The organism is Arcobacter sp. LA11 (genome assembly GCF_001895145.1).
Lineage (GTDB): Bacteria > Campylobacterota > Campylobacteria > Campylobacterales > Arcobacteraceae > Halarcobacter.
This window is the reverse complement of record NZ_BDIR01000002.1, coordinates 76,667-98,920: the sequence shown is the minus strand read 5'-3', so window position 1 is coordinate 98,920 and position 22,254 is coordinate 76,667. Positions and strand designations below refer to the sequence as shown.

The following is a 22,254-nucleotide window of genomic DNA, read 5'->3' as shown; positions in this document are numbered from 1 at the left end:
TCTTTGTTACAGACCAAGACAGTCATTGATTGAATATAAACCAGCTTCTTGATTAACCAACCATTTAGCTGCTTTAATAGCACCTCTAGAAAAAGTATTTCTAGCTGTTGCAGTATGATGTAATTCTATAAATTCACCATCATTATATAATCCAACAGTATGACGACCTACAATATCACCACCTCTTAAAGACATAACACCAATTTCATCTTTAGTTCTTGCACCAATTTCACCATCACGCCCAGAAATTCTAACTGCATCTAAATCTAAATCTCTAGCTTTTGCTGCATGTTCTGCAAGTGTAAGAGCTGTACCAGAAGGTGAATCAACTTTATATCTATGATGTTGCTCAACAATTTCACAATCAAACTCTTTTAATGCTTTTGAAGCAAGAGAAACAAGCTTATTTAAAACTGCAACACCTAAACTCATATTAGTTGCATAAAGTACAGGTACTTTTTTACTAGCTTCTAAAAGTAAATTTTGCTGATGTTTACTAAATCCAGTAGTTGCTATAACTAAGGGTTTTGTACCACCATTTTCAACAATCTCTGTAAGAAGTGCTTCAGTTGCAACAGGTGCACTAAAATCAATAATAACATCAGAAACCTCTAATAAGGTTTTCATATCATTTGTTATAACTGTTCCTTCAGGAACAGGTTTTTTTAACTCATCAAACACATGACATGCACTTAATTTTGCTTCTTCATCTAACCCTAAGTCATCAATTAATAAAGACCCTACTCTACCTGTACTACCTACAATTCCTACATTTACCATCTTTTATCCTAAATACTCAATAATATCCACTGCTGCTGTTGCACCATCTGCTGCTGCACATACAACTTGTTTTGCTGCATCAATTCTCACATCACCTGCGGCATATAATCCTGGAACATTTGTTCTCATTTTTAAATCTACAATTACTTCTGTTTGCTCATTTACATCACAAAGGTATGACCCATCTTCTTGTTTTAAAGAATCACTTAATACATCCCGTCCAACAAATACAAAAACACCAGGAACAGGTAAGTCTCTAATATCTCCAGATTCTTTTTCTTTTACTTTAAGTCCAGTAACACCCATATTGTCACCATAAACTTCTTCTACAGTTACATTTGTTACTTCTTCAATATTTTCACAAGCTTTCATATGCTCTATTGTACTTGGAGCTGCTCTATATGTATCTCTTCTATGTACTAAATATACTTTTGAACATAACTTAGCTAAATATACTGCTTCTTCTAAAGCTGAATCACCACCACCAATAAGTGCTACTTCTTTTCCTTTATAGAAAAAACCATCACAAGTTGCACAAGTAGAAATTCCTCTTCCAAAAAACTTATCTTCACCTTCAAAACCAGCTCGTCTTGGAACTGAACCAGTTGCTAATAAAACAGATTTTGCTTCTTGTTTTGTACCATCAATTAAAGTTAAAGTAAAAATATCACCTTCTTTAGTAACTTGTGATACTTGATTCATTTCATGCTTTAAACCAAATTGTTGACACTGTTTAGGCCAGTTTTCCATTAATTCCATACCAGTCATAAGTCCAGATTGTCCAGGATAGTTCTCTATCTCACTACTTCCTGTAATCTGCCCACCAGGCATTCCCATTTCAAACATAGTTACGTTTTTTAATCCACCTCTAGTCGCATATAATCCTGCTGTAAGTCCTGCAGGTCCACCACCAATAATTGCCAAGTCCAACATATGTAATCCTTTTTGTGTTTATACCAAATAAAAATATAATTAAATTTATGCTCTTATTTAATATAAGGGCATAATAATACTCAAATATTATTAAGTATAAGGTTAATTAATTTAATTTAGTTTTATTAATTAAGCTTATAATTAAAAGATAATTATTTTCCTTTAGTAATTTTTATCGTATTAAACTATATTCTATATAAATAAAAACTTTATATGAATAACTATTCATAAATTTTTAACTAAACTTAAGTTATTATACTTGGTTTTAAATAAAGGATTTCTATGGAAATATTAAATAATTTTATTTCATCAGCCTCAGGATTTGTATGGGGAGTACCAATGTTAATATTACTAGTTGGTACAGGTTTATATTTAACAATCAGATTAAAAGGTATGCAATTTTGGGCTTTAGGCCATGCATTTAAATTAATTTTTGTAAAAGAAGAAAATGCAAAAGGTGATATTACTCATTTTCAAGCTCTTATGACAGCACTTGCAGCAACAGTAGGAATAGGAAATATTGTTGGAGTAGCAACAGCTATTACTTTTGGGGGACCTGGTGCAGTATTCTGGATGTGGATAACAGGACTTGTGGGAATGGCAACAAAATACTCAGAAGCAATCTTAGCAGTAAAATATAGAGAAGAAGGTACAAATGGTTTTAAAGGTGGACCAATGTACTATTTAGCAAAAGGTGCAAATATGCCAAAACTTGGTTTTGCCTTTGCTTTATTTACAGTATTAGCATCATTTGGTATTGGAAATATGACACAATCAAATGCAGTAGCAAATGCTCTATCTTCACAATTTGCAACTCCTACTTGGATTACAGGTATAGTTTTACTTACTATTACCTCATTTGTAATATTAGGTGGAATTAAATCAATTGGAAAAACAACTTCTTTTTTAATTCCATTTATGATTTTTGTATATTTAACAACTGCAATTATTATTCTAGCTACAAACGCAGATAAAATTTCAGATGCCTTTGGATTAATTTTTTACCATGCATTTAATCCAATAGCAGCAGGTGGTGGATTTGCAGGTGCAGCAGTTGCAGCTGCAATTAGATATGGTATTGCAAGAGGTGTGTTTTCAAATGAATCTGGGCTTGGATCTGCACCAATTGCAGCAGCTGCGGCAAAAACAAATGACCCAGTTAAACAAGCCTTAGTATCAATGACACAGACTTTTATTGATACACTTGTAGTTTGTACAATGACAGCACTTATTATTCTTATGGCACCAATTTGGACAACAGGAGGAAGTGCAGGAGAATTGACACTAAAAAGTTTTGAATTCTTCTTAGGAGATTACGGAGCAATTGTAGTTGTAGTTGCAACTATTCTTTTTGGTTATTCAACTATTCTGGGTTGGTCATATTATGGAGAAAAAGCTTTTGAATATATTTTTGGTGAAAAATCAATAAAAATATATAGAGTTGTTTTTGTAAGTTTTGTTATGATTGGTGCAATGATGGAACTAAAACTGGTATGGAATTTTTCAGACCTTGCAAACGGACTAATGGCAATTCCAAACTTAATAGCATTATTAATACTTTCTAAAATAGTTTCAGAAGAAACTAATAGATACTTCAAAGAAAAATAAAGAGAATTAATTTCTCTTTATTTTTATCACTTTCTTAATTTTTCTAATTTTTTCTAAATATCACTTTTAGGTCATTTTCAGAATATAAAATTCCTCCACAAAATTTAATCATGGAGGAAAACATGGAAAAAATAATAGAAGCCTATACTGGCTTAACTATAGAAGGGAAGAAAAGTCAGACTCCTGCTAAATATGACAAACTTCTCACAGCTACTGGTGTTGTTCTGGCTCTGTTTATGATGGGACATATGTTCTTTGTTTCTACAATTTTACTTGGCAAAGATGTGATGTACAAAGTTACAAAACTTTTTGAACTCGATTTTATATTTGAAGGTGGACTACCTATTATTGTAAGTATATTTGTTGCTATTATCTCTTTTATATTTATAATTCACGCCCTTTTAGGAATTAGAAAATTCCCAACTTCTTATAAAACATATATAAAAGTAAAAGAGCATGCAAAGATGATGAATCATAAAGATACATCAATGTGGATGTTTCAATGGATTAGCGGATTAATTATGATTTTTGCTGCATCTATTCACCTATATATTATGTTCACTCAACCAGAAAATATAGGTCCCTATGCAAGTGCACAAAGAGTTGTAAGTGAAAATATGTGGCTTTTATATGCGATTTTATTAATCTGTGTAGAAATTCATGGTTCAGTTGGACTTTACCGTGCAGCTATGAAATGGGGTTGGTTTGATGGAGAAAATCCAAAAGAGACAAGAAAAAAACTTTATAACACAAAAAAAGCATTAAGTGCATTCTTTCTAGTACTTGGATTTATCACACTTCTTGCATATGTAAAAATTGGAATAGAAAATGGTTCACAACCAGGTATAAAATATACTCCTAAAAATAACATATCAATTGAAATATCAAAGAAATAAAGGCTAAATTATGAAAATTAAATATTGTGATGCACTAGTAATTGGTGGTGGTTTAGCTGGATTACGTTCAGCAGTTGCAGCTGCTCAAAAAGGACTTAGTACAACAGTTCTAAGTTTAGTTCCTGTAAAAAGATCTCATAGTGCAGCAGCTCAAGGTGGTATGCAAGCATCTTTAGGAAATGCAAAAATGAGTGAAGGTGACAACGAAGATGTTCACTTCCAAGACACTGTAAAAGGCTCAGATTGGGGATGTGACCAAGAAGTTGCACGTATGTTTGTGACAACTGCACCAAAAGCAATTAGAGAACTTGCCGCTTGGGGTGTTCCTTGGACTAGAATAAAAAAAGGAAACCATGACGCAGTTATAAACACAAAAAGAACTACAATTTTTGAAGATGATGATAAACATGGACTTATTAACTCAAGAGATTTTGGTGGAACAAAAAAATGGAGAACCTGTTACACTGCAGATGCAACTGGACATACAATGCTTTTTGCAGTTGCAAATGAAGCACTTAAATTAGATGTAAACATTGAAGATAGAAAAGAGGCAATTGGACTTATTCATAATAAAGGAAGATGTTATGGAGCAATTGTTAGAGACCTCATCACAGGAGAAATAGTTGCTTATGTTGCAAAAGGGACTCTTATTGCAACAGGTGGATATGGACGAATATATGAAATTACGACAAATGCAGTAATCTGTGAAGGTATAGGTACAGCTATTGCACTTGAAACTGGAATTGCAAAACTTGGAAATATGGAAGCAGTTCAATTTCACCCTACACCACTTTTTCCATCAGGAATTTTATTAACTGAAGGTTGTAGAGGTGATGGTGGAGTTCTAAGAGATAAAAACGGCCATAGATTTATGCCAGATTATGAACCTGAGAAAAAAGACCTTGCTTCAAGGGATGTAGTATCTAGAAGAATGATGGAACATATGAGAAAAGGGTTAGGTGTTGATTCACCATATGGAACTCATCTTTGGTTAGATATATCAATTTTAGGAAGAGAACATATTGAAAGAAACTTAAGAGATGTTCAAGAAATCTGTGAGTACTTTGCAGGAATTGATCCAGCAGATGAAGGACAAAAAGGTTGGGCGCCAGTTCATCCTATGCAACACTATTCAATGGGTGGAATTAGAACAAAACCAACAGGAGAATCTCAAACACTAAAAGGTTTATTTAGTGCAGGAGAAGCTGCATGTTGGGATATGCATGGATTTAATAGACTTGGAGGAAATTCAGTTTCTGAAACTGTTGTTGCAGGTATGATTATTGGTAATTATTTTGCTGATTTTTGTAAAGACAATCAAGTTGATATTAAAACATCTGTTATTGAAAAATTTGTTCAAGAAAAAGAATCTTATATGAATGAACTTATTTCAAGAAAAGGTGCAGAGGATGTATTTAGAATCAAAAACAAAATGAAAAAACTTATGCAAGAATATGTTGGAATCTTTAGAGATGGTGAAGGATTAGAAAAAGCCGTAAAAGAACTTGAAGAACTTTTAATCCAATCTAAAAATATTGCAATAAAAGATAAACAATTATATGCAAATCCTGAGTTAGAAGAAGCCTATAGAGTTCCTATGATGTTAAAAGTTGCTCTTTGTGTAGCTAAAGGAGCATTAGATAGAACAGAATCTAGAGGAGCCCATACAAGAGAGGATTATCCTAAAAGAGATGATGAAAATTGGTTAAAAAGAACTCTTACTTCGTGGAAAGAAGGAGATACAATGCCGACTGTTGAGTATGAAGCACTAGATATTATGACAATGGAAATTCCTCCAGGATTTAGAGGATATGGAGCAAAAGGAAATTTAATTGAAAACTCTTTAAGTGAAATTAGACAAATCGAAGTAGATGGAATAACAGAAAATATGCAAGAAGAAGGAAAAGATAGATATCAAATTCAAGATGCACTTATGCCTTTTCCATTACAAAATGAATATAAAAGAAAAAATAAAAGATTAGGAGATAAATAATGGCACGGGAATTAACTATAAAAATTCTTAGATACAATCCTCAAGATAAAAAAGAGGGGAAAGATTTAAGACCTTATTTTCAAGATTACAAAATTGAAGAGACAGATAGTATGACAATTTATTTAGCTCTTACTCACATTAGAGAAACTATGGATGCTGGACTTGCTTTTGATTTTGTTTGTCGTGCAGGTATTTGTGGAAGTTGTGCCATGATGATTAATGGAAGACCTAAACTTGCATGTAGAACTCTAACTAAAGATTTACCAGAAGAGATTATTATGCTACCAATGCCAACATTTAAACTTATTAAAGATTTATCTGTAAACACAGGAGTTTGGATGGATGGTATGTCAAAAAGAGTTGAATCATGGATTCATACTTCTAAGCAAATAGATATTGCAGAGATTGAAGAACCTATTGAACCAGAAGTTGCAGATGCTGTTTTTGAGTTAGATCGTTGTATTGAGTGTGGATGTTGTGTTGCTGGATGTGGAACAAAACTTATAAAAGAAGATTTTGTTGGAGCAGTGGGACTAAATAGAATTGCAAGATTTGAATGTGACCCACATGATGAAAGAACACATGAAGATTATTACGAGTTAGTTGGTGATGATAATGGTATCTTTGGGTGTATGACTTTACTTGGATGTGAAGACACTTGTCCTAAACATTTACCTTTACAAAATAAAATTGCATATATGAGAAGAAAACTAGCTTCTATATCAAATTAATAAAGGAGGTTTAATTAAAAATAAATATACCTTACTAATAAATTAAGTCACTAAAAAAAGCCTTAGGATTCTCCTTTCTCCTAAGGTTTTTCTATTTTATGAATACTTATTCATTTTTTTACTTAAAAAAGCCCTTTTTTTATAAAAACATCACTTTTAGTTCATTTTAGAGGATTACAATTTCATCAGATAAAAAGAAATTTAACTTAAGTTGATTAAGTTTTTTTAAAATATTTAAAGGATTTACCATGACACAGAGAATGGAACATGATTTAATAGGAAATAGAGAGATCCCAAATAACGTTTATTATGGAGTACAAAGTTTAAGAGCAAAAGAAAATTTTGGAATCACAGGAGTTACTTTATCTCAATTTCCAACATTTATCACATCATTATCAAAAGTAAAAAAATCAGTTGCACTAGCAAATTATGAATTAGGATTATTAAAAGAAAAGAAAAAAAATGCAATTTGTGAAGCATGTGATGAAATTATTGCAGGAAATTTCCATGAAGAATTTATAGTTGATATGATTCAAGGAGGCGCTGGAACTTCAATTAATATGAATGCTAATGAAGTTATTGCAAATAGAGCCTTGGAGATTTTAGGACATAAAAAAGGTGAATATAAATTTTTACATCCAAATAACGATGTTAATCTTTCACAATCTACAAATGATTCATACCCAACAGCATTTAGAATCGCTTTATATGAAAAAATTTATGAACTAATAGATTCTATGAAGATATTAAGAAGTAGTTTTCTTGCAAAATCTGAAGAGTTTAGAGATGTAATCAAAATGGGAAGAACACAACTTCAAGATGCTGTACCTATGACTTTAGGTCAAGAGTTTCATACCTATGTAACAACTATTGATGAAGATATAAAAATATTAATGGATGCACAGCAACTTGTTCGTGAAATGAATTTAGGAGCAACTGCAATTGGAACTGGTATTAATTCACATCCAGAGTATGCTTGTATTGTTGAACAAAAACTTCAAGAAGTTACTGGTCGACCTTTTGTTACTGCAAAAGATTTAATAGAAGCAACACAAGATACTGGTGCTTATGTTCAAATATCAGGTGTTTTAAAAAGAGTTGTAACAAAGATATCAAAAATTTGTAATGACTTAAGATTATTAAGTTCAGGTCCAAGAACAGGATTAAATGAGATAAATCTACCTGCTGTACAACCAGGAAGCTCAATTATGCCTGGGAAAGTTAATCCAGTAATTCCAGAAGTTGTAAATCAAGTTTGTTTCCAAGTTATTGGTGCAGATGTAACTATTACAATGGCCAGTGAAGGTGGACAATTACAACTAAATGTATTTGAACCAGTTATTGCATATAACTTATTTAACTCAATAAATATGATGAAAAATGCATTTGAAACTTTAGCAACAAAATGTATAAATGGAATTACTGCAAATAAAGAACATTGCCATGACCTAGTTATAAATAGTATTGGTTTAGTAACAGCTTTAAATCCAACAATTGGTTATGAAAACTCTACTGCTGTTGCAAAAGAAGCTTTAGATACAAAAAGATCTGTATATGACATTGTTTTAGAAAAGAAACTATTAACAAAAGAAGAATTAGACGAATTAATTCGTCCTGAAAATATGATTCAACCAAGAATGGTTTGTAAATAAAAATAATAAAGAAATAAAAACTTAAAAGGAGAAGTTATGTTAGGTTTAGAAATTGTCGTAGTGTTAGGTGCCATATTTATAGGTGCTAGATTTGGTGGTATTGGTATTGGTTATGCTGGTGGTTTAGGAGTTTTAATTCTTTGTTTATTCTTCGGATTAAAACCAGGAAGTATTCCTATTGATGTAATTCTAATCATTATGTCAGTTATTGCTGCAATTGCTGCAATGCAAGTTGCAGGTGGATTAGATTATATGGTTAAAATTGCGGAGAATATTTTAAGAAAAAATCCAAAACATATTACTTATTTAGCTCCAGCAGTTACTTATTTTATGACAATTTTAGCAGGTACTGGACATACAGCTTATTCTACACTTCCTGTTATTGCAGAAGTTGCAAAAGAGCAAGGAATTAGACCTTCAAGACCTTTAGGTGTTGCTGTTGTTGCCTCACAAATTGCTATTACTGCATCACCTATTTCTGCAGCACTTGTATTTTTAAGTGGTATTTTAGAACCTTTAGGTGTTGGTTATATTGAAATTTTAGCAGTTTGTATTCCTACAACTTTTGCTGCGTGTATGATTACTGCATTTGTTAGTAATTTTCTAGGAAAAGAATTAGTTAATGACAAAGTTTACCAAGATAGATTAGAAAAAGGTTTAGTTAAATTAAGAGGTGAAACAAAAGTTGAGATCAAAAAAGGTGCAAAATTATCAGTTGCTATTTTTATCACAACAATCTTTGCAGTTGTAACTTATGCAACTTTAATAAGTAAAAAAGTAGCTGTTATTGTAGATCCAAGTTTACCAAGAAATGCAGCAATCATGGTGTTTATGTTAGCTTGTGCTTCTCTTATTGTATGGGCTTGTAAAGTTGATACTGGAAAAATTCTTAGTGCATCTACCTTTAAATCAGGTATGAGTGCTTGTATTTGTGTATTAGGTGTTGCTTGGCTAGGTACTACATTTGTTGGTGCTCATATTGGAGAGATCAAAGAGTTTGCTAGTACATTATTAAATCAATATCCATGGATGTTAGCTATTACTTTATTCTTTGCAAGTATGCTACTTTATTCTCAAGGTGCTACAACAAAAGCTCTAATGCCTGCAGCCTTAGCTTTAGGTGTTGATCCTGTTACTGCTGTTGCATCATTTGCAGCAGTAAGTGCATTATTTGTATTACCAACTTATCCAACACTTCTTGCAGCTGTTGAAATGGATGATACAGGTTCAACTAGAATTGGAAAATTTGTATTTAACCACCCATTTATGATTCCAGGTGTTATTGCAATTACACTAAGTGTAATTTTTGGATTTATGTTAGGTGGAGTTATTCTATAAAAGGATAAAAAATAGAGAGGAAGTTTTACTTCCCTCTATTATAATTTTAGGTAAAATGTCTTATTTAAAATAAGGAAATATCATGAATTTTAAAGTTTTTTTATTTTTAATAAGCCTTATTTTTTTATCAAATACTAATCTTTATGCAAATAATCAAAAAAACGTATTAATTATCAATTCATACCATAGAGGATTTCAATGGAGTGATGACGTTTTAAATGGTATAGAATCAGTTTTATATAATACAAAAATCACTTCTACTGTTTGGTATATGGATTCAAAAAGAATTGCATCACCCACTTACTATAAAGAATTAAAAGATTTATATAAATTACAATTATCCAAAAGTAAATATGATTTAGTTGTTGCAATTGATAAATTTGCTTATGAATTTACCCTACAAAATTATACGGAACTTTTCACAAATGAGCCTATTTATTTTGTTGGAATTGAACAGTTTTCACAAGATGAAGTAAAAAAATATAATTTACAAAATAAAGTTTCAGGATTATTAGAAAAAAGAGCTATTAGTGATATTATTAAAATGATTCCTAAACTTATACCAAATCTAAAAAGACTGTATATTATAAATGACAAAAGTGAAAATGGCGATGACACTGATCCTTTTATTAGAAGTGCCATAAATGAATTAAAACATAAATTTGAAATTGAATATATAAGAAGCTCAACATTAGATGAATTAAAAAAGAAATTCTCTGCTTATATTCCAAATGAAGCTGTATTTTTTATTAGATTTTACAATGATAAAAATGGTCACCTTTATAAAAATAGTGAAATTGCAGAAATGATAGAATTAAGTGAAATCCCTGTATTTACTACAGATACTCTATTTATAGAAAAAGGTTCGACTGGTGGTAAGTTAGTTCCAATTAAAAATTTAGGAATAAAATCAGGGGAAAATATTTTAGGTATTTTATATAAAACACTTTCTACTCCTTTTATAAAAATTGAAGAAACTTTCCAATACAAATTTGATTTTGAAAAAATAAAAAAATTTAAACTTCAACCTGATATTTTAAAAGTAGATTATACTTATGTAAATCAACCTATGGGGTTTTTAGATAAACATAGACAATTTGTAGATTTCGTTTTTTTAATGTCTCCATTTTTACTATTTTTAATAGTAGGTCTTATATATAATTTATATCTAAGAATAAGAAATACAAAATTATTAAAACAAAGAATGCAATTTGATAAAGTATTACTTGATTCAATAAAAGCACCAATTGTGTGGCAAGATGAAAAAGGAAAAGTAGTTGATTCAAATGCTAAGTTTTGCGACTTTATGGATTTGCCTTGTCCCCAAGTAAAAGGAAAAACACTTAAAGATTATATCAAAAGAAACAAATCTACAACTATTAGTAAAAGTTTAGAACCATTTATAAATAATGCAATTGATGAAAACCAAATAGTTGTAAAAAGTATAGATGAAAAAGAGCATACTTACTTAATAAATCAAACAAACTATACAGAAAATATATTTAAAACAAAAGGTACAGTAACAGTATTTACTGATATTACAAAAGAGAAACAAGCGATAAAAGAGAAAAGAAAACATCAAGAATTTGTAATCCAACAATCAAAACTTGCAGAGATAGGTGAAGTATTTTCTTCTATTGCACATCAATGGAAATCCCCCCTTGTAGAGATTGCAACTATTGCACAGGAAAAGCTTTATAATGAAGAAAGTGAAGTAAAAGAAGAAGATGACAAGTTTGTAAATGACATTATGTTTCAAGTTAGATATATGACAGAAACAATTAATAGTTTTCAAAAATTTATCATGCCTTCTACTCAAAAAATTGTATTTGATATAAATGAATCAGTTGAAGAGATGCTAGAAATTATTCGGCATAACATGAAGTACAATTATATCAATGTAAATGTAAATGTTGAACCTGATACTAACTTAATGATTTTAGGCTATAAAAATGAATTAATGCAAACTCTTTTAAATATTGTTAATAATGCAAAAGAATCTATTATAAAAGAAAAAAGCCAAGATAAAATTACTCAAGGTAATATTAATATAAATATTAAAAATATAAATAATAAAGTACAAATTGATATTTCTGATAATGGAGGAGGAATCCCTTCTAAATATATAAATCAAATTTTTGAACCTTATTTTACAACAAAAAAAGATGGTCATGGGATAGGATTATACATGGCTAAATTAATAATAGAAGATAAAATTGGAGGTACCATTGATGTTTCAAATACAAAAGATGGTGCTATGTTTACAATTCAATTGGAGCTAACAAAATGAAAATTTTAGTTTTAGAGGATAATGAGAGATTATGTGGCCTGATAAAACAAGCCCTTACTAAAGCTGGTTATAAAGTAGATACAACTGCAGATGGAGCGGAAGCTTTAAGTATGATTACAAATGGTTATTCCTGTTTTATCTTAGATATAAATGTCCCTTCCATTGATGGAATATCTATTTTAGAATCTATAAGAATGTATCACAATGAAATTCCAGCAATAATAATTAGCTCTAATCATGACTTAGAGAAAATACAAAAGTCTTATGAGATAGGTTGTGATGATTATTTAAAAAAACCATTTTTTATGTATGAACTAATCCAAAAAGTACAAAAATTTTGTAAAGTTAAATCTTCTTTATTAGACTTAGGAAATGGCTACATTTTTGATTACAATAAACATTTTCTAATAAAAGATGAAAAAGAGGTAAAACTAGCAAAAAAAGAGATACTTTTTTTAGAATTATTAGCAAAAGATATTCATAGAGTATTTAGTTTTGATGAGATTGAAGATTATGTCTGGGAAGGAGAAGAGACAACTTTAATAAATGTAAGAGCACTTGTAAAGAGAATTAGAAAAAAAATTCCTGAAAAATCAATCAAAATAGTAAAAGGTATTGGTTATTCAATTGATGCAGACCAAATTCCTTTACAAAAAGGAATTTAAGAAAGAGAAACTTCTTTATTTAAAGAATACCCCATTCCTTTTACAATGATAATACTATCATCGGGTAACTTCTTTCTTAGCCTTTTTATCATAGAACGGATATTTATAAGAGTAGTTTCTTCACCTTCCCAAACATACTCTTCTAATTCTTCATAACTTGCTACATGATGTAAGTTTTTAGAAAATAGTTCTAAAAAAAGTATCTCTTTTTTTGTAAGTTCATATTCTTTATCATTTTCAAATAGTCTATGATTTATAAAATCATATCTACAATTTTCACTAAATTTTAAAAACTTTTTAGGCAAGATACAAAGCTTTTTTACTTTTTGAACAAGCTCAAGAATATAAAATGGTTTTTTTAAATAATCATCACAACCTATCTCATAAGACTTTTGTATTTTCTCTAAGTCATGATTAGAGCTAATTATTATTGCTGGAATATTTGAATGATTTAATCTTATATATTCCAATATTGAAATTCCATCTAAATTAGGAACATTTATATCTAAAATAAAACAGGAATAACCATTTCCTAAAGCTTCAAAAGCATCATCGCCATCAAAAAAACAATCTACTTTATAAGACTCTTGTTCTAAAGCACTTTTAATTACATTAGCTAATCTTTTATTATCTTCAAGAACTAATATTTTCACAGATATGTCCTAATTTAATTTTGAAACAGGCTCCACCATTTTTATTTTCAACAGAAATTTTACCACCCATTTTATCTTCTATAATCATTTTACTCATATAAAGTCCAATACCATGTCCATCATTTTTTGTTGAATAATAAGCTTTAAAAATCTTATGTAGACTTTCGCTGTCTATTCCACCACCATTATCCTGAATAAGAATAATTAAATTTGAATCCTCATTGAAAAGTTTAATATCAATTTTTCTATCTTTATAATCATTATTTAAAAGAGCATCTTTTGCATTATTGATTATATTTAAAAAAGATTGCATAAATTCATTTTTATAACCATAAATCTCAAGACAAGAGCCTTCTTTTATCTCTATATTTATTTTTATATTATTATACTTTATATTATGATTTACTATTTCTAACATAGAATCAATTGCTTCTTTTATATTAAATTCAACCTTAGTATTTGAAGGCATTATAAACTTTTGAAAATCATTTATTGTATCCGTCATATAATCAACTTGTTTCATTATATCACTTACAAAACTTTCATTTTCTTTCATTTCTTTACATTTTTTTGAATAAAATAGATCTTGTGCTATTGCAGTAATTTCTACAAGGGGTGACTTCCATTGATGTGCAATGGAAGAAAATACTTCACCTATCTCTGCAAGCTTTGATTGTTGGACTATAAATTGTTTATTTTTTTGTTTTTCTTTTGCAACTTCTTGTTCTTTAGTAATATCAGTAAAAATAGTAACTAAACCTTCACTTTCTGAAATTTCATCTCTAAACTTCTCTTGCTTTACTAAATATACCTTTTTTTTAAAGTTTTCATCAAAATATTTAAACTCATAATTTTCACTCTTGTTCTCTTTATATCTTTGAATTACTTTAATAACTTTTCTAACATCTCTAATGTCTTTAAAGTCTTCTAGCCTTTTTCCGTAAATATCTTTACATTTTAATTTAACTAATTTACAAAAATTATCGTTTGAATCAACAATAATTCCTTTATCATTTTGCCAAAAAATTGGACTATCAATTGCATTTAGCAAAACCTCATCAAAATCTATTCTTTGTCTTAAGTCCTTTTCAACTTGTCTCCGTTTATAAATATTATGGATTAACCCTAAAATTAAAAATATCAATAAAGGTGATATTGTAAAAATAAAATCAATAAAACCTCGATTTTTATCATAAAAAGTGAGCCTTTTATTTACTAATTCATAGGGAAAAGATAAAGCTGCTACAGGCAATATAAATTCACTAAGTTTTTGAGAGTCAAAAATATAAAATAAATCTTCAGAAATAGTTATCTCATATTTCTTTTTTTCTAAAATATCTAAAGCCATCTGTCCCGAAGTTTCACCAAAACGATGTAAATCAACTATCTTACCACCAGTTGCACCTTTGTTTATGAAAATGGAATCTGTTATAAAGATAGGAACCTTTGCATTTTTTATAAACTTTGCAATATTTTGATTTTTATTTAACTCACCATTTTGATTTTTATAAAACCTAATAAAAAGTGCTGCACTATCTTCTTCATATTTTGAGAACCTTTTTTCTAGGTCTTCCAAGTTATCCTCTTTTATATAAATTAATTCATACTCATTATGAAACTCATTTATAAGCTTATTTATAAGCGGTTCTGTATGTAAAGCATTAAGACTTTTATCATTTATTATATATAGTTTTTTTATAGAAGGAATAAGTTCTTCTATAGCTTTTACATTAGCTTTTAAATCCCTTTCTTCAATTAAAGCAGAAAGTCTATTTTCTACACCAAATTTTTTAGCTTTTGCAAGAGAAAAGTTCTCAATACCCACAGCTAAAATTGGTTTATCTTTAAAAAATTTATTTGCTATTTCCAAAACAAAATCATATGCAAATCTATCTACTGCAACAACTAAATCATACTCTCTATTTCTAAGTTGTACACTATAAAGATTTTGTAAGTTATCATAATACTCTTTACTAGTAACTCTTTTTGAATCCATATATAAGATATTTATATCTATATCTGAATGGGAATATAACTTACGCTCTATACCATCTACAATACTATCACTAAACTCATAGCCTTTATGATATGAATTTATTATTAAAATTGAACTATTTGAAAAAAGAAAAGTTTGAAAGATAATGAGTAAAAGTAGCTTTTTCATAAGAATATTATAATCTAGTTTATCTAAAAAAAATGGTGCTAAGAAAACTTAGCACCATAATGATAGTTAATTTTATAATCTTTATAAAATTACATACCCTAGAATAACTAATGCAGCTAAGTAAATCGCCCCAAAAATTGCTCCTAGTGTCCACCATTTTGCTTGAGAAATATATCCAGCTCCATACCAAATTGGTGATGGTCCAGTTGCATATGGCGTTAAAATTCCCATTAATCCTAAAGACCCTACAAATAAAAGAGCAAGAGGTTGCATCATTGTTGTAGGTAAAAGATTTGCAGCTACTCCTAAAAATAATGGTAGTAAAGCTACAGTATGAGCAGTAACACTTGCAAATAAGTAGTGGAATAAAAAGAATAGTATCACAAGTAAAATTGCAATCGTAATTGGATCCATTCCAGCTAAACCACCAGAGATTAATCCTGCTGCCCATTTTAAGAAACCAACTTTTTTAAGGCCTGAGGCCATTGCGACTAAAGTTGCAAACCAAATAAATACATTGAAAGCACCTTTATTAGTAATAACATCTTCCCACGAAATTACATTTGTAAGAACTAGAAGACATAACACTGCAATCGCTGCTGTTGTACCATTTACTCCAATTTGTTTACCAAAAATCCACATTACTAAAGCTAAAATACCAAAGCATAACATTAATATTTCTTTTTTAGAGATTGAACCCATTTTTTCTAATTCTTTAGCTGCCCATGCTGGAGCTTCAGGAGAAGTTTTTTGTTCAGGTGGATACACTACATATGCTAAAAATGGTACTAATAAAAATAGAGGTATCATAATAGCCGCTAATGTACTAAACCAAGTTCCCCACTCGATTATTATTCCTGCATTTTTTTCTACTAAAGAAACTGCGAGTAAATTTGGTGCAAGTGCTGTTAAGAACATAGAACTTGTTACACAAGTTGCAGCAATTGCTACCCATGATATATAAGAACCTATTTTTCGAGGCTCATTATCTGGAGTTGAATTAAACATTTGAGGAATATTAATAGCAATTGGGAAAATAGTCCCTGCACTTCTTGCTGTGTTTGAAGGCATAAACGGTGCTAAAATTCCATCTGCAAAAGCAACTGCATATCCAAGTCCAAGCGTTGTTTTACCTAATTTTTTTACTAAGAGTAAAGCAATCCGTTTTCCAAGACCTGATTTTTTATAACCTAATGCGAACATAAATGCTGCAAAAATCAACCAAATAACTCCATTTGAAAAACCACTTAAAGCCCAAGATCTTGCTGCTTTTGCAGAATCTCCAACTAAGCCAAATGTTGCACAGAATGCAACACCAGTTAAACCAATTAGTGCAGGTGGAATTGGCTCTAAAATCAAACCTACAATAACTCCTAAGAACACTGCAAAGAAGTAGTGTGCATTTACACTTAAACCTTCTGGTGTTGGTAGAACTGCCACAATAATTGCAATTATAATTGGAATTGCCATTTTCATATTATTGCTCATAACGTCTCCTTTTTATTTCATATTTATTTCTTATAATGAAATGATAAAAAAGTAATGTGGCTTTAATATGTCATTTTAATATTGTGGAATTTTTGACATAAAAAAAAGGTAAGGTTAAAAAACCTTACCTTCATTTATTATATGAGAATATAATATTTAGATATTATAATAATGAGTTAATTTTATCAGCAAATGCTTGTTTAGATGAAGCACCTACCATTTGATCAACAATTTCTCCATCTTTCATAAAGATAATTGTTGGAATAGATCTAATACCATACTTAACAGCTAAGTCTTGTTGCTCATCTGTATTTACTTTACAAATATTTGCTTTTCCTTCGAACTCTTCAGCTAATTCTTCAATCACTGGAGCAATCATTCTACAAGGTCCACACCATGGAGCCCAAAAGTCTACTAAAGATACACCAGCATTTGTTACTTCTTCAAAGTTCTCTGGAGTTAAATCTGTATATTTACCCATTTCTTCTTCCTTTTTATAAATGTAATATCCCAAAATTATACTAACTTAAACTTAAATAAACTTATCTTTAAGCCCACTAATCTTTGCTAAATGAACTTTTGGCTAAAATGCACACAAATTTAAAATGGATAATTTTATGGATATTAGAAAAGAGTACTTAGAGTTTTTTAAAAGTAAAGGGCATGATGTAATTTCTTCAATGCCTTTAGTTCCTGAAGATCCGACACTGATGTTTGTTAACGCAGGTATGGTTCAATTCAAAGATATTTTCACAGGTGCAGTTCCAAAACCTGCAAACCCAACTGCCACATCATGCCAATTATGTGTAAGAGCTGGTGGCAAACATAATGACCTTGAAAATGTAGGTTATACAGCACGTCACCACACACTATTTGAGATGTTAGGTAACTTCTCTTTTGGAGATTACTTCAAAAAAGATGCTATTGCTTATGCATGGGAATTTATTACAGTTAATCTTGAATTACCTGTTGATAAACTATGGGTTACTATTCATGATAGTGATGATGAAGCTTATGAATTATGGCAAGCTCATATTTCAAAAGATAGAATCAAAAGATTTGGAGATAAAGATAACTTCTGGTCTATGGGAGATACAGGTCCATGTGGTCCATGTTCTGAAATATTTTATGACCAAGATGCTGAAAACTTTGATTCTGATGAAGATTACTTAGGTGGAGAAGGAGATAGATTCTTAGAAATTTGGAATCTTGTATTTATGCAATATGAGCAGTCTAAAGAAGGTGATAAAATTGTAAGAACTTCTTTACCAAAACCATCTATTGATACAGGTATGGGACTTGAAAGAGTTATTGCTATTAAAGAAGGTGTTTTAAATAACTTTGACTCATCTAATTTCCAACCTATTATTAAAAAATTAGAAAGTTTAGCCCAAAAAGAAGCTACAGATGAAACTATTGGTTCATACAGAGTAATTGCTGACCATTTAAGAGCGAATTCATTTATGTTATCACAAGGTATTCTTTTTGGAAATGAAGGTAGACCTTATGTAAATAGAAGAATCATGAGAAGAGCTGTTAGGCATGGATACCTTTTAGGATTTAGAAAACCTTTTTTAGCACAACTTTTTGACACTTTATGTGAAATTATGGGTAAACACTACACTGATTTAGTAGAGCAAAAAGATTATATAAAAGAGCAATTGACACTTGAAGAAGAGAGATTCATTAAAACAATTGATACTGGAATGTCAATTTTTAATGAAGAACTAAAAAATACAAAAGAAGTATTCTCTGGTGCAGTTGCATTTAAACTTTATGATACTTACGGTTTTCCATTAGACCTAACAGAAGATATGTTAAGAGATAAGAATCTAAAAGTTGATATTAATAAATTTAATTCACTAATGGATGCACAAAAAGCAAAAGCAAAAGCTGCATGGAAAGGTAGTGGAGATGCTTCAACAGAAGGTGATTTTAAACAATTACTTGAAAAATACGGTGTAAATGAATTTGTAGGATATGAGAACAATACACATAAAACAAAAATAGTTACACTATTAGATGAGAACTTCAAAGAAATTTCTACACTTGAAAAAGGCAATACTGGATGGGTTATGTTAGAGCAAACTCCATTTTATGCAACTTCAGGTGGACAGAATGGTGATATTGGAGCATTAGAAGATAATGAGCATATCGCAATTATTGAAGGAACTGAAAAATTCCATGGTTTAAACTTATCAAAAATAACAGTTGAAAACTCAAATATTAATGCAGGAGAAGAAGTAGAAGCTGTTGTTGTAAACAGATACGAAGTTGCAAAACATCACAGTGCAACACATTTACTTCAAAGTGCTTTAAAAATGGTTCTTGGAGATACAGTTTCACAAGCAGGTTCGTTAAATGATTCAGTTAGATTAAGATTTGATTTTACATATCCAAAAGCTATGACAAAAAGTCAAGTAGAAGAAGTAGAAGACTTAGTAAATTCAATGATTGCAAGAGGGATTAAAGGAAGTGTGGAAGAACTTCCAATTGAAGAAGCAAAGAAAAAAGGTGCAATTGCTATGTTTGGCGAAAAATATGGTGATATGGTAAGAGTAGTTGACTTTACTGATGTATCTGTTGAATTTTGTGGAGGAACTCATGTAAAAAATAGTGCTGATATTGGTTCTTTTTATATAACTAAAGAATCTGGTGTATCAGCAGGAGTTAGAAGAATTGAAGCTGTATGTGGTGGAGCTGCAATTAAATATACAAAAGATATCATAAATAAAATGAACCAAGTTGAAGCAGAAGTTAAAAATAATGACCCTATTCTTGGTATCAAAAAATTAAAAGAACAAATTAAAGAGTTAAAAAAAGAAGTTGAAGTTGCGCAAAGTCAAACAACAGCACCAATTAAAGAAGAGCTAATTGGAGATATTAAAGTAGTTGTTGATATTGTTGAAAATGGTGATATCAAAAAAATTGTTGATGATATGAAAAATGCAAATGAAAAACTTGCAATATTATTACTTCAACCAAAAGGTGAAAAAGTAATGTTAGTTGCTGGTTCAAAAAACACTAGTATTAAAGCTGGTGATTGGATTAAAAATGTTGCTCCAGTTGTTGGTGGTGGAGGTGGTGGAAGACCAGACTTTGCCCAAGCAGGCGGTAAAGATGTATCTAAAATTGAAGATGCTAAACAAACTGCTTTAGAGTTTGCAAAAGGCTTTATAAAAGGAAATGGTTAATAGATGGAAACACTATTTAATAGTTTTTCTGGGATTATTGTTTTTTTACATGTAATCTCAGCCGTAATTTGGGTAGGTGGAATGATTGCAATTAGATTTGCTATTCATTACTCTATGCAAGATATTGAAGAACCTAAAATAAAACTAGGAAGAACATTAGAGAATCTTAGAAGATTCTTTAATATGGTAATACCTGCAATTATTATCCTTTTATTAACAGCTATTATAATGATAATTGCTTTAGGATTTAAAGGAACGCCTTTATACTCTATTGTAATTGCAAAAGAAATTGTATGGACGATTATGATAGTAGTTTTTATAACTATTTATATAAAAAGAAATAAAGCACAAAAAGCTTTTAATGAAGGAAAACTTCCAATCGCAAAAGAAATATTAACTCCAATAGCACAATATTTTATTCCATTGAATATTGTACTAGGACTTATTGCAATTTATTTTGGTATTACATTAAGAGGATTCTAATCCTCTTAATCATTTAGATAATACTCTACAGAAGAGACAACTCTAACTGTTTTTATATGAGGAGTATTTTTATCCCTATTAAAAATTGAAAACTGTCCTTGTCTTGCTTTTTTAATTTTTCCTAATTTACTATTTGAATCTTTTGCAAATTTCAAAGCAACTTCTCTTGCTTTTTTAGTTGACTCTTCTATCATTGAAGGTTTTACTTCATTTAATCTTGTAAACATATATTCTACTCTAGTATCATAACCATTTACATTGAATATTATTCCTTTTTTATTTAGCTGAGATAATTTTGAAATTGTGTCTCTTACCTTTTGGACATTTTTTGAATAGACATTAATAGTTCTATTTCCTAAATATCTATATTGAAAATTTCTATTAGCATAGTCATTGGCTAATTTATCTGTTATTGCAGGAGCTTGAATATTTATCTCATCTTTTTTGATTCCATTTTCTTCTAAAAAATCAACTATGATATTTGTATACCCTTCAATTTTTTTATTTAAATTAAATAAATCTTTATCTGGTGTTGAAAATTTTATTGGCCATAAAATAATATCAGCTTTAAAATCTTTTTGAGAAAGTCCTTTTACTGTTACAGTTCTATCATACTCTTTATAAACATTTACAGACTCTACTAAAAAATATCCTAAACTTATTAAACCAAAAAAAATAAAAATCCCTAATGTAAGCATTGATTTACTATTTAAATTTGACATTATCATCCTTTTTTACAATTTTTAAAAGTATAACCAAAATTATGCAAGGATTGTGAAAGATTTGATTTATTGGCTGATTTAAGCTAAAATATATGCTTTAAAAAAGATTTGATAGGTAAGATTTGTGAAAATTATAAAATATATTTTCTTATTTTTATTTCTTATATTTAATTTTCAAGCTTGTAGTTTTAAAAGTAGTTCATCAAATTACTCTACTAGTACAGACAAAACATTTCCAAATAGATTGGACTATGATTATCAATTATCAGAAAATATCAACTATCAAAAATTATACTTATCTTTAAATAAACAATATAACTCGTGGAAAGCAGTTCCTTATAAATATGGTGGAAATACAAAAAAGGGCATTGATTGTTCTGCTTTTGTACAAAGAACGTTTAAAGATAGACTAAATATAAATATCCCAAGAACTACAGCACTTCAATCACAAGTGGGGAAGAATGTCTCTTTAGATGAGCTTGAAATGGGAGATTTAATATTTTTTAAAACTGGATTTAACTCTAGACATGTTGGAATATATCTAGAAGGTGGAAAATTTCTACATGCCTCTACAAAAAGAGGAGTGACAATATCAAGACTTGATAATAATTACTATTCAAAACATTTTTGGAAAGTAAAAAGAATAATTTATTAGGAGTATTAT

General features: G+C 29.7%; 18 protein-coding genes. 11 read left to right on the top strand and 7 right to left on the bottom strand.

All coding sequences use genetic code 11. The features are described from left to right. Positions 1-6: 6 nt before the first annotated feature. Positions 7-780 carry a 4-hydroxy-tetrahydrodipicolinate reductase gene (gene dapB, locus BT997_RS02460; RefSeq protein WP_072679815.1) on the bottom strand — a complete coding sequence of 258 codons (774 nt, stop codon included), beginning with the start codon at positions 778-780 and terminating at the stop codon, positions 7-9. A gap of 3 nt (positions 781-783) precedes the next feature. After that, entirely contained in the window at positions 784-1,713 is a 930-nt protein-coding gene (gene trxB, locus BT997_RS02455) for a thioredoxin-disulfide reductase (RefSeq protein WP_072679814.1), read from the bottom strand. Between the two features lie 282 nt (positions 1,714-1,995). Here trxB and BT997_RS02450 point away from each other — a divergent pair, with 282 nt between their 5' ends. From BT997_RS02450 to BT997_RS02415, 8 genes are all read left to right on the top strand, one after another. Continuing rightward, the gene (locus tag BT997_RS02450; RefSeq protein ID WP_072679813.1) at positions 1,996-3,321 is read left to right on the top strand and encodes a sodium:alanine symporter family protein; all 1,326 of its coding nucleotides are present in this window, start codon (positions 1,996-1,998) and stop codon (positions 3,319-3,321) included. A gap of 122 nt (positions 3,322-3,443) precedes the next feature. Further along, positions 3,444-4,217, top strand: coding sequence for a fumarate reductase cytochrome b subunit (locus BT997_RS02445; RefSeq protein ID WP_072679812.1), 774 nt, complete (start codon positions 3,444-3,446; stop codon positions 4,215-4,217). 10 nt (positions 4,218-4,227) lie between these two features. Then, the gene (locus BT997_RS02440; RefSeq protein ID WP_072679811.1) at positions 4,228-6,210 is read left to right on the top strand and encodes a fumarate reductase flavoprotein subunit; all 1,983 of its coding nucleotides are present in this window, start codon (positions 4,228-4,230) and stop codon (positions 6,208-6,210) included. Next, complete coding sequence (locus BT997_RS02435; RefSeq protein ID WP_072679810.1) at positions 6,210-6,941, top strand: fumarate reductase iron-sulfur subunit; 732 nt, start codon at positions 6,210-6,212, stop codon at positions 6,939-6,941. The genes BT997_RS02440 and BT997_RS02435 overlap by 1 nt, the downstream gene beginning before the upstream one ends. Before the next feature lie 248 nt (positions 6,942-7,189). Beyond that, positions 7,190-8,593, top strand: a complete 1,404-nt coding sequence (gene aspA / locus BT997_RS02430) for an aspartate ammonia-lyase (RefSeq protein ID WP_072679809.1) — start codon at positions 7,190-7,192, stop codon at positions 8,591-8,593. 36 nt (positions 8,594-8,629) lie between these two features. Further along, on the top strand, positions 8,630-9,931 hold the full coding sequence (locus tag BT997_RS02425) for an anaerobic C4-dicarboxylate transporter (RefSeq protein ID WP_072679808.1): 1,302 nt from the start codon (positions 8,630-8,632) through the stop codon (positions 9,929-9,931). 82 nt (positions 9,932-10,013) lie between these two features. Then, positions 10,014-12,221, top strand: coding sequence for an ABC transporter substrate binding protein (locus BT997_RS02420; RefSeq protein ID WP_072679807.1), 2,208 nt, complete (start codon positions 10,014-10,016; stop codon positions 12,219-12,221). Then, positions 12,218-12,886: a response regulator transcription factor gene (locus BT997_RS02415; RefSeq protein ID WP_072679806.1), complete on the top strand. Its 669-nt coding sequence runs from the start codon at positions 12,218-12,220 to the stop codon at positions 12,884-12,886. The genes BT997_RS02420 and BT997_RS02415 overlap by 4 nt, the downstream gene beginning before the upstream one ends. On the opposite strand, the gene BT997_RS02410 is transcribed toward BT997_RS02415, so the two are convergent. From BT997_RS02410 to trxA, 4 genes are all read right to left on the bottom strand, one after another. Next, the gene (locus tag BT997_RS02410) at positions 12,883-13,539 is read right to left on the bottom strand and encodes a response regulator transcription factor (RefSeq protein ID WP_072679805.1); all 657 of its coding nucleotides are present in this window, start codon (positions 13,537-13,539) and stop codon (positions 12,883-12,885) included. The genes BT997_RS02415 and BT997_RS02410 overlap by 4 nt on opposite strands. Beyond that, entirely contained in the window at positions 13,520-15,703 is a 2,184-nt protein-coding gene (locus tag BT997_RS02405; protein ID WP_072679804.1) for an ABC transporter substrate binding protein, read from the bottom strand. The genes BT997_RS02410 and BT997_RS02405 overlap by 20 nt, the downstream gene beginning before the upstream one ends. An 81-nt stretch (positions 15,704-15,784) precedes the next feature. Next, a complete protein-coding gene (locus tag BT997_RS02400) occupies positions 15,785-17,191 on the bottom strand; it encodes a DASS family sodium-coupled anion symporter (RefSeq protein ID WP_072679803.1) in 1,407 nt (468 codons plus the stop codon). Between the two features lie 163 nt (positions 17,192-17,354). Further along, a complete protein-coding gene (trxA, locus tag BT997_RS02395; protein ID WP_072679802.1) occupies positions 17,355-17,672 on the bottom strand; it encodes a thioredoxin in 318 nt (105 codons plus the stop codon). 136 nt (positions 17,673-17,808) lie between these two features. On the opposite strand from trxA, the gene alaS reads away from it, so the two are divergent. Both alaS and BT997_RS02385 read left to right on the top strand, forming a co-directional pair. Further along, on the top strand, positions 17,809-20,385 hold the full coding sequence (gene alaS / locus BT997_RS02390) for an alanine--tRNA ligase (protein WP_072679801.1): 2,577 nt from the start codon (positions 17,809-17,811) through the stop codon (positions 20,383-20,385). A gap of 3 nt (positions 20,386-20,388) precedes the next feature. Next, positions 20,389-20,868 carry a hypothetical protein gene (locus BT997_RS02385; protein WP_072679800.1) on the top strand — a complete coding sequence of 160 codons (480 nt, stop codon included), beginning with the start codon at positions 20,389-20,391 and terminating at the stop codon, positions 20,866-20,868. Positions 20,869-20,873: 5 nt separating this feature from the next. Here the strand turns inward: BT997_RS02385 and BT997_RS02380 are convergent, their stop codons facing one another. Beyond that, positions 20,874-21,590 carry an SIMPL domain-containing protein gene (locus BT997_RS02380; RefSeq protein ID WP_072679799.1) on the bottom strand — a complete coding sequence of 239 codons (717 nt, stop codon included), beginning with the start codon at positions 21,588-21,590 and terminating at the stop codon, positions 20,874-20,876. 124 nt (positions 21,591-21,714) lie between these two features. Between BT997_RS02380 and BT997_RS02375 the strand changes: the two genes are divergently transcribed. Further along, a complete protein-coding gene (locus BT997_RS02375; RefSeq protein WP_072679798.1) occupies positions 21,715-22,245 on the top strand; it encodes an NlpC/P60 family protein in 531 nt (176 codons plus the stop codon). The last annotated feature ends 9 nt before the right edge of the window (positions 22,246-22,254 follow it).

Excerpts from the sequence above, each read along its gene's own strand:
- dapB (WP_072679815.1), bottom strand. The coding sequence starts at position 780 with ATGGTAAATGTAGGAATTGTAGGTAGTACAGGTAGAGTAGGGTCTTTA.
- trxB (WP_072679814.1), bottom strand. The coding sequence starts at position 1,713 with ATGTTGGACTTGGCAATTATTGGTGGTGGACCTGCAGGACTTACAGCA.
- BT997_RS02450 (WP_072679813.1), top strand. The coding sequence starts at position 1,996 with ATGGAAATATTAAATAATTTTATTTCATCAGCCTCAGGATTTGTATGG.
- BT997_RS02445 (WP_072679812.1), top strand. The coding sequence starts at position 3,444 with ATGGAAAAAATAATAGAAGCCTATACTGGCTTAACTATAGAAGGGAAG.
- BT997_RS02440 (WP_072679811.1), top strand. The coding sequence starts at position 4,228 with ATGAAAATTAAATATTGTGATGCACTAGTAATTGGTGGTGGTTTAGCT.
- BT997_RS02435 (WP_072679810.1), top strand. The coding sequence starts at position 6,210 with ATGGCACGGGAATTAACTATAAAAATTCTTAGATACAATCCTCAAGAT.
- aspA (WP_072679809.1), top strand. The coding sequence starts at position 7,190 with ATGACACAGAGAATGGAACATGATTTAATAGGAAATAGAGAGATCCCA.
- BT997_RS02425 (WP_072679808.1), top strand. The coding sequence starts at position 8,630 with ATGTTAGGTTTAGAAATTGTCGTAGTGTTAGGTGCCATATTTATAGGT.
- BT997_RS02420 (WP_072679807.1), top strand. The coding sequence starts at position 10,014 with ATGAATTTTAAAGTTTTTTTATTTTTAATAAGCCTTATTTTTTTATCA.
- BT997_RS02415 (WP_072679806.1), top strand. The coding sequence starts at position 12,218 with ATGAAAATTTTAGTTTTAGAGGATAATGAGAGATTATGTGGCCTGATA.
- BT997_RS02405 (WP_072679804.1), bottom strand. The coding sequence starts at position 15,703 with ATGAAAAAGCTACTTTTACTCATTATCTTTCAAACTTTTCTTTTTTCA.
- BT997_RS02400 (WP_072679803.1), bottom strand. The coding sequence starts at position 17,191 with ATGAGCAATAATATGAAAATGGCAATTCCAATTATAATTGCAATTATT.
- trxA (WP_072679802.1), bottom strand. The coding sequence starts at position 17,672 with ATGGGTAAATATACAGATTTAACTCCAGAGAACTTTGAAGAAGTAACA.
- alaS (WP_072679801.1), top strand. The coding sequence starts at position 17,809 with ATGGATATTAGAAAAGAGTACTTAGAGTTTTTTAAAAGTAAAGGGCAT.
- BT997_RS02385 (WP_072679800.1), top strand. The coding sequence starts at position 20,389 with ATGGAAACACTATTTAATAGTTTTTCTGGGATTATTGTTTTTTTACAT.
- BT997_RS02380 (WP_072679799.1), bottom strand. The coding sequence starts at position 21,590 with ATGTCAAATTTAAATAGTAAATCAATGCTTACATTAGGGATTTTTATT.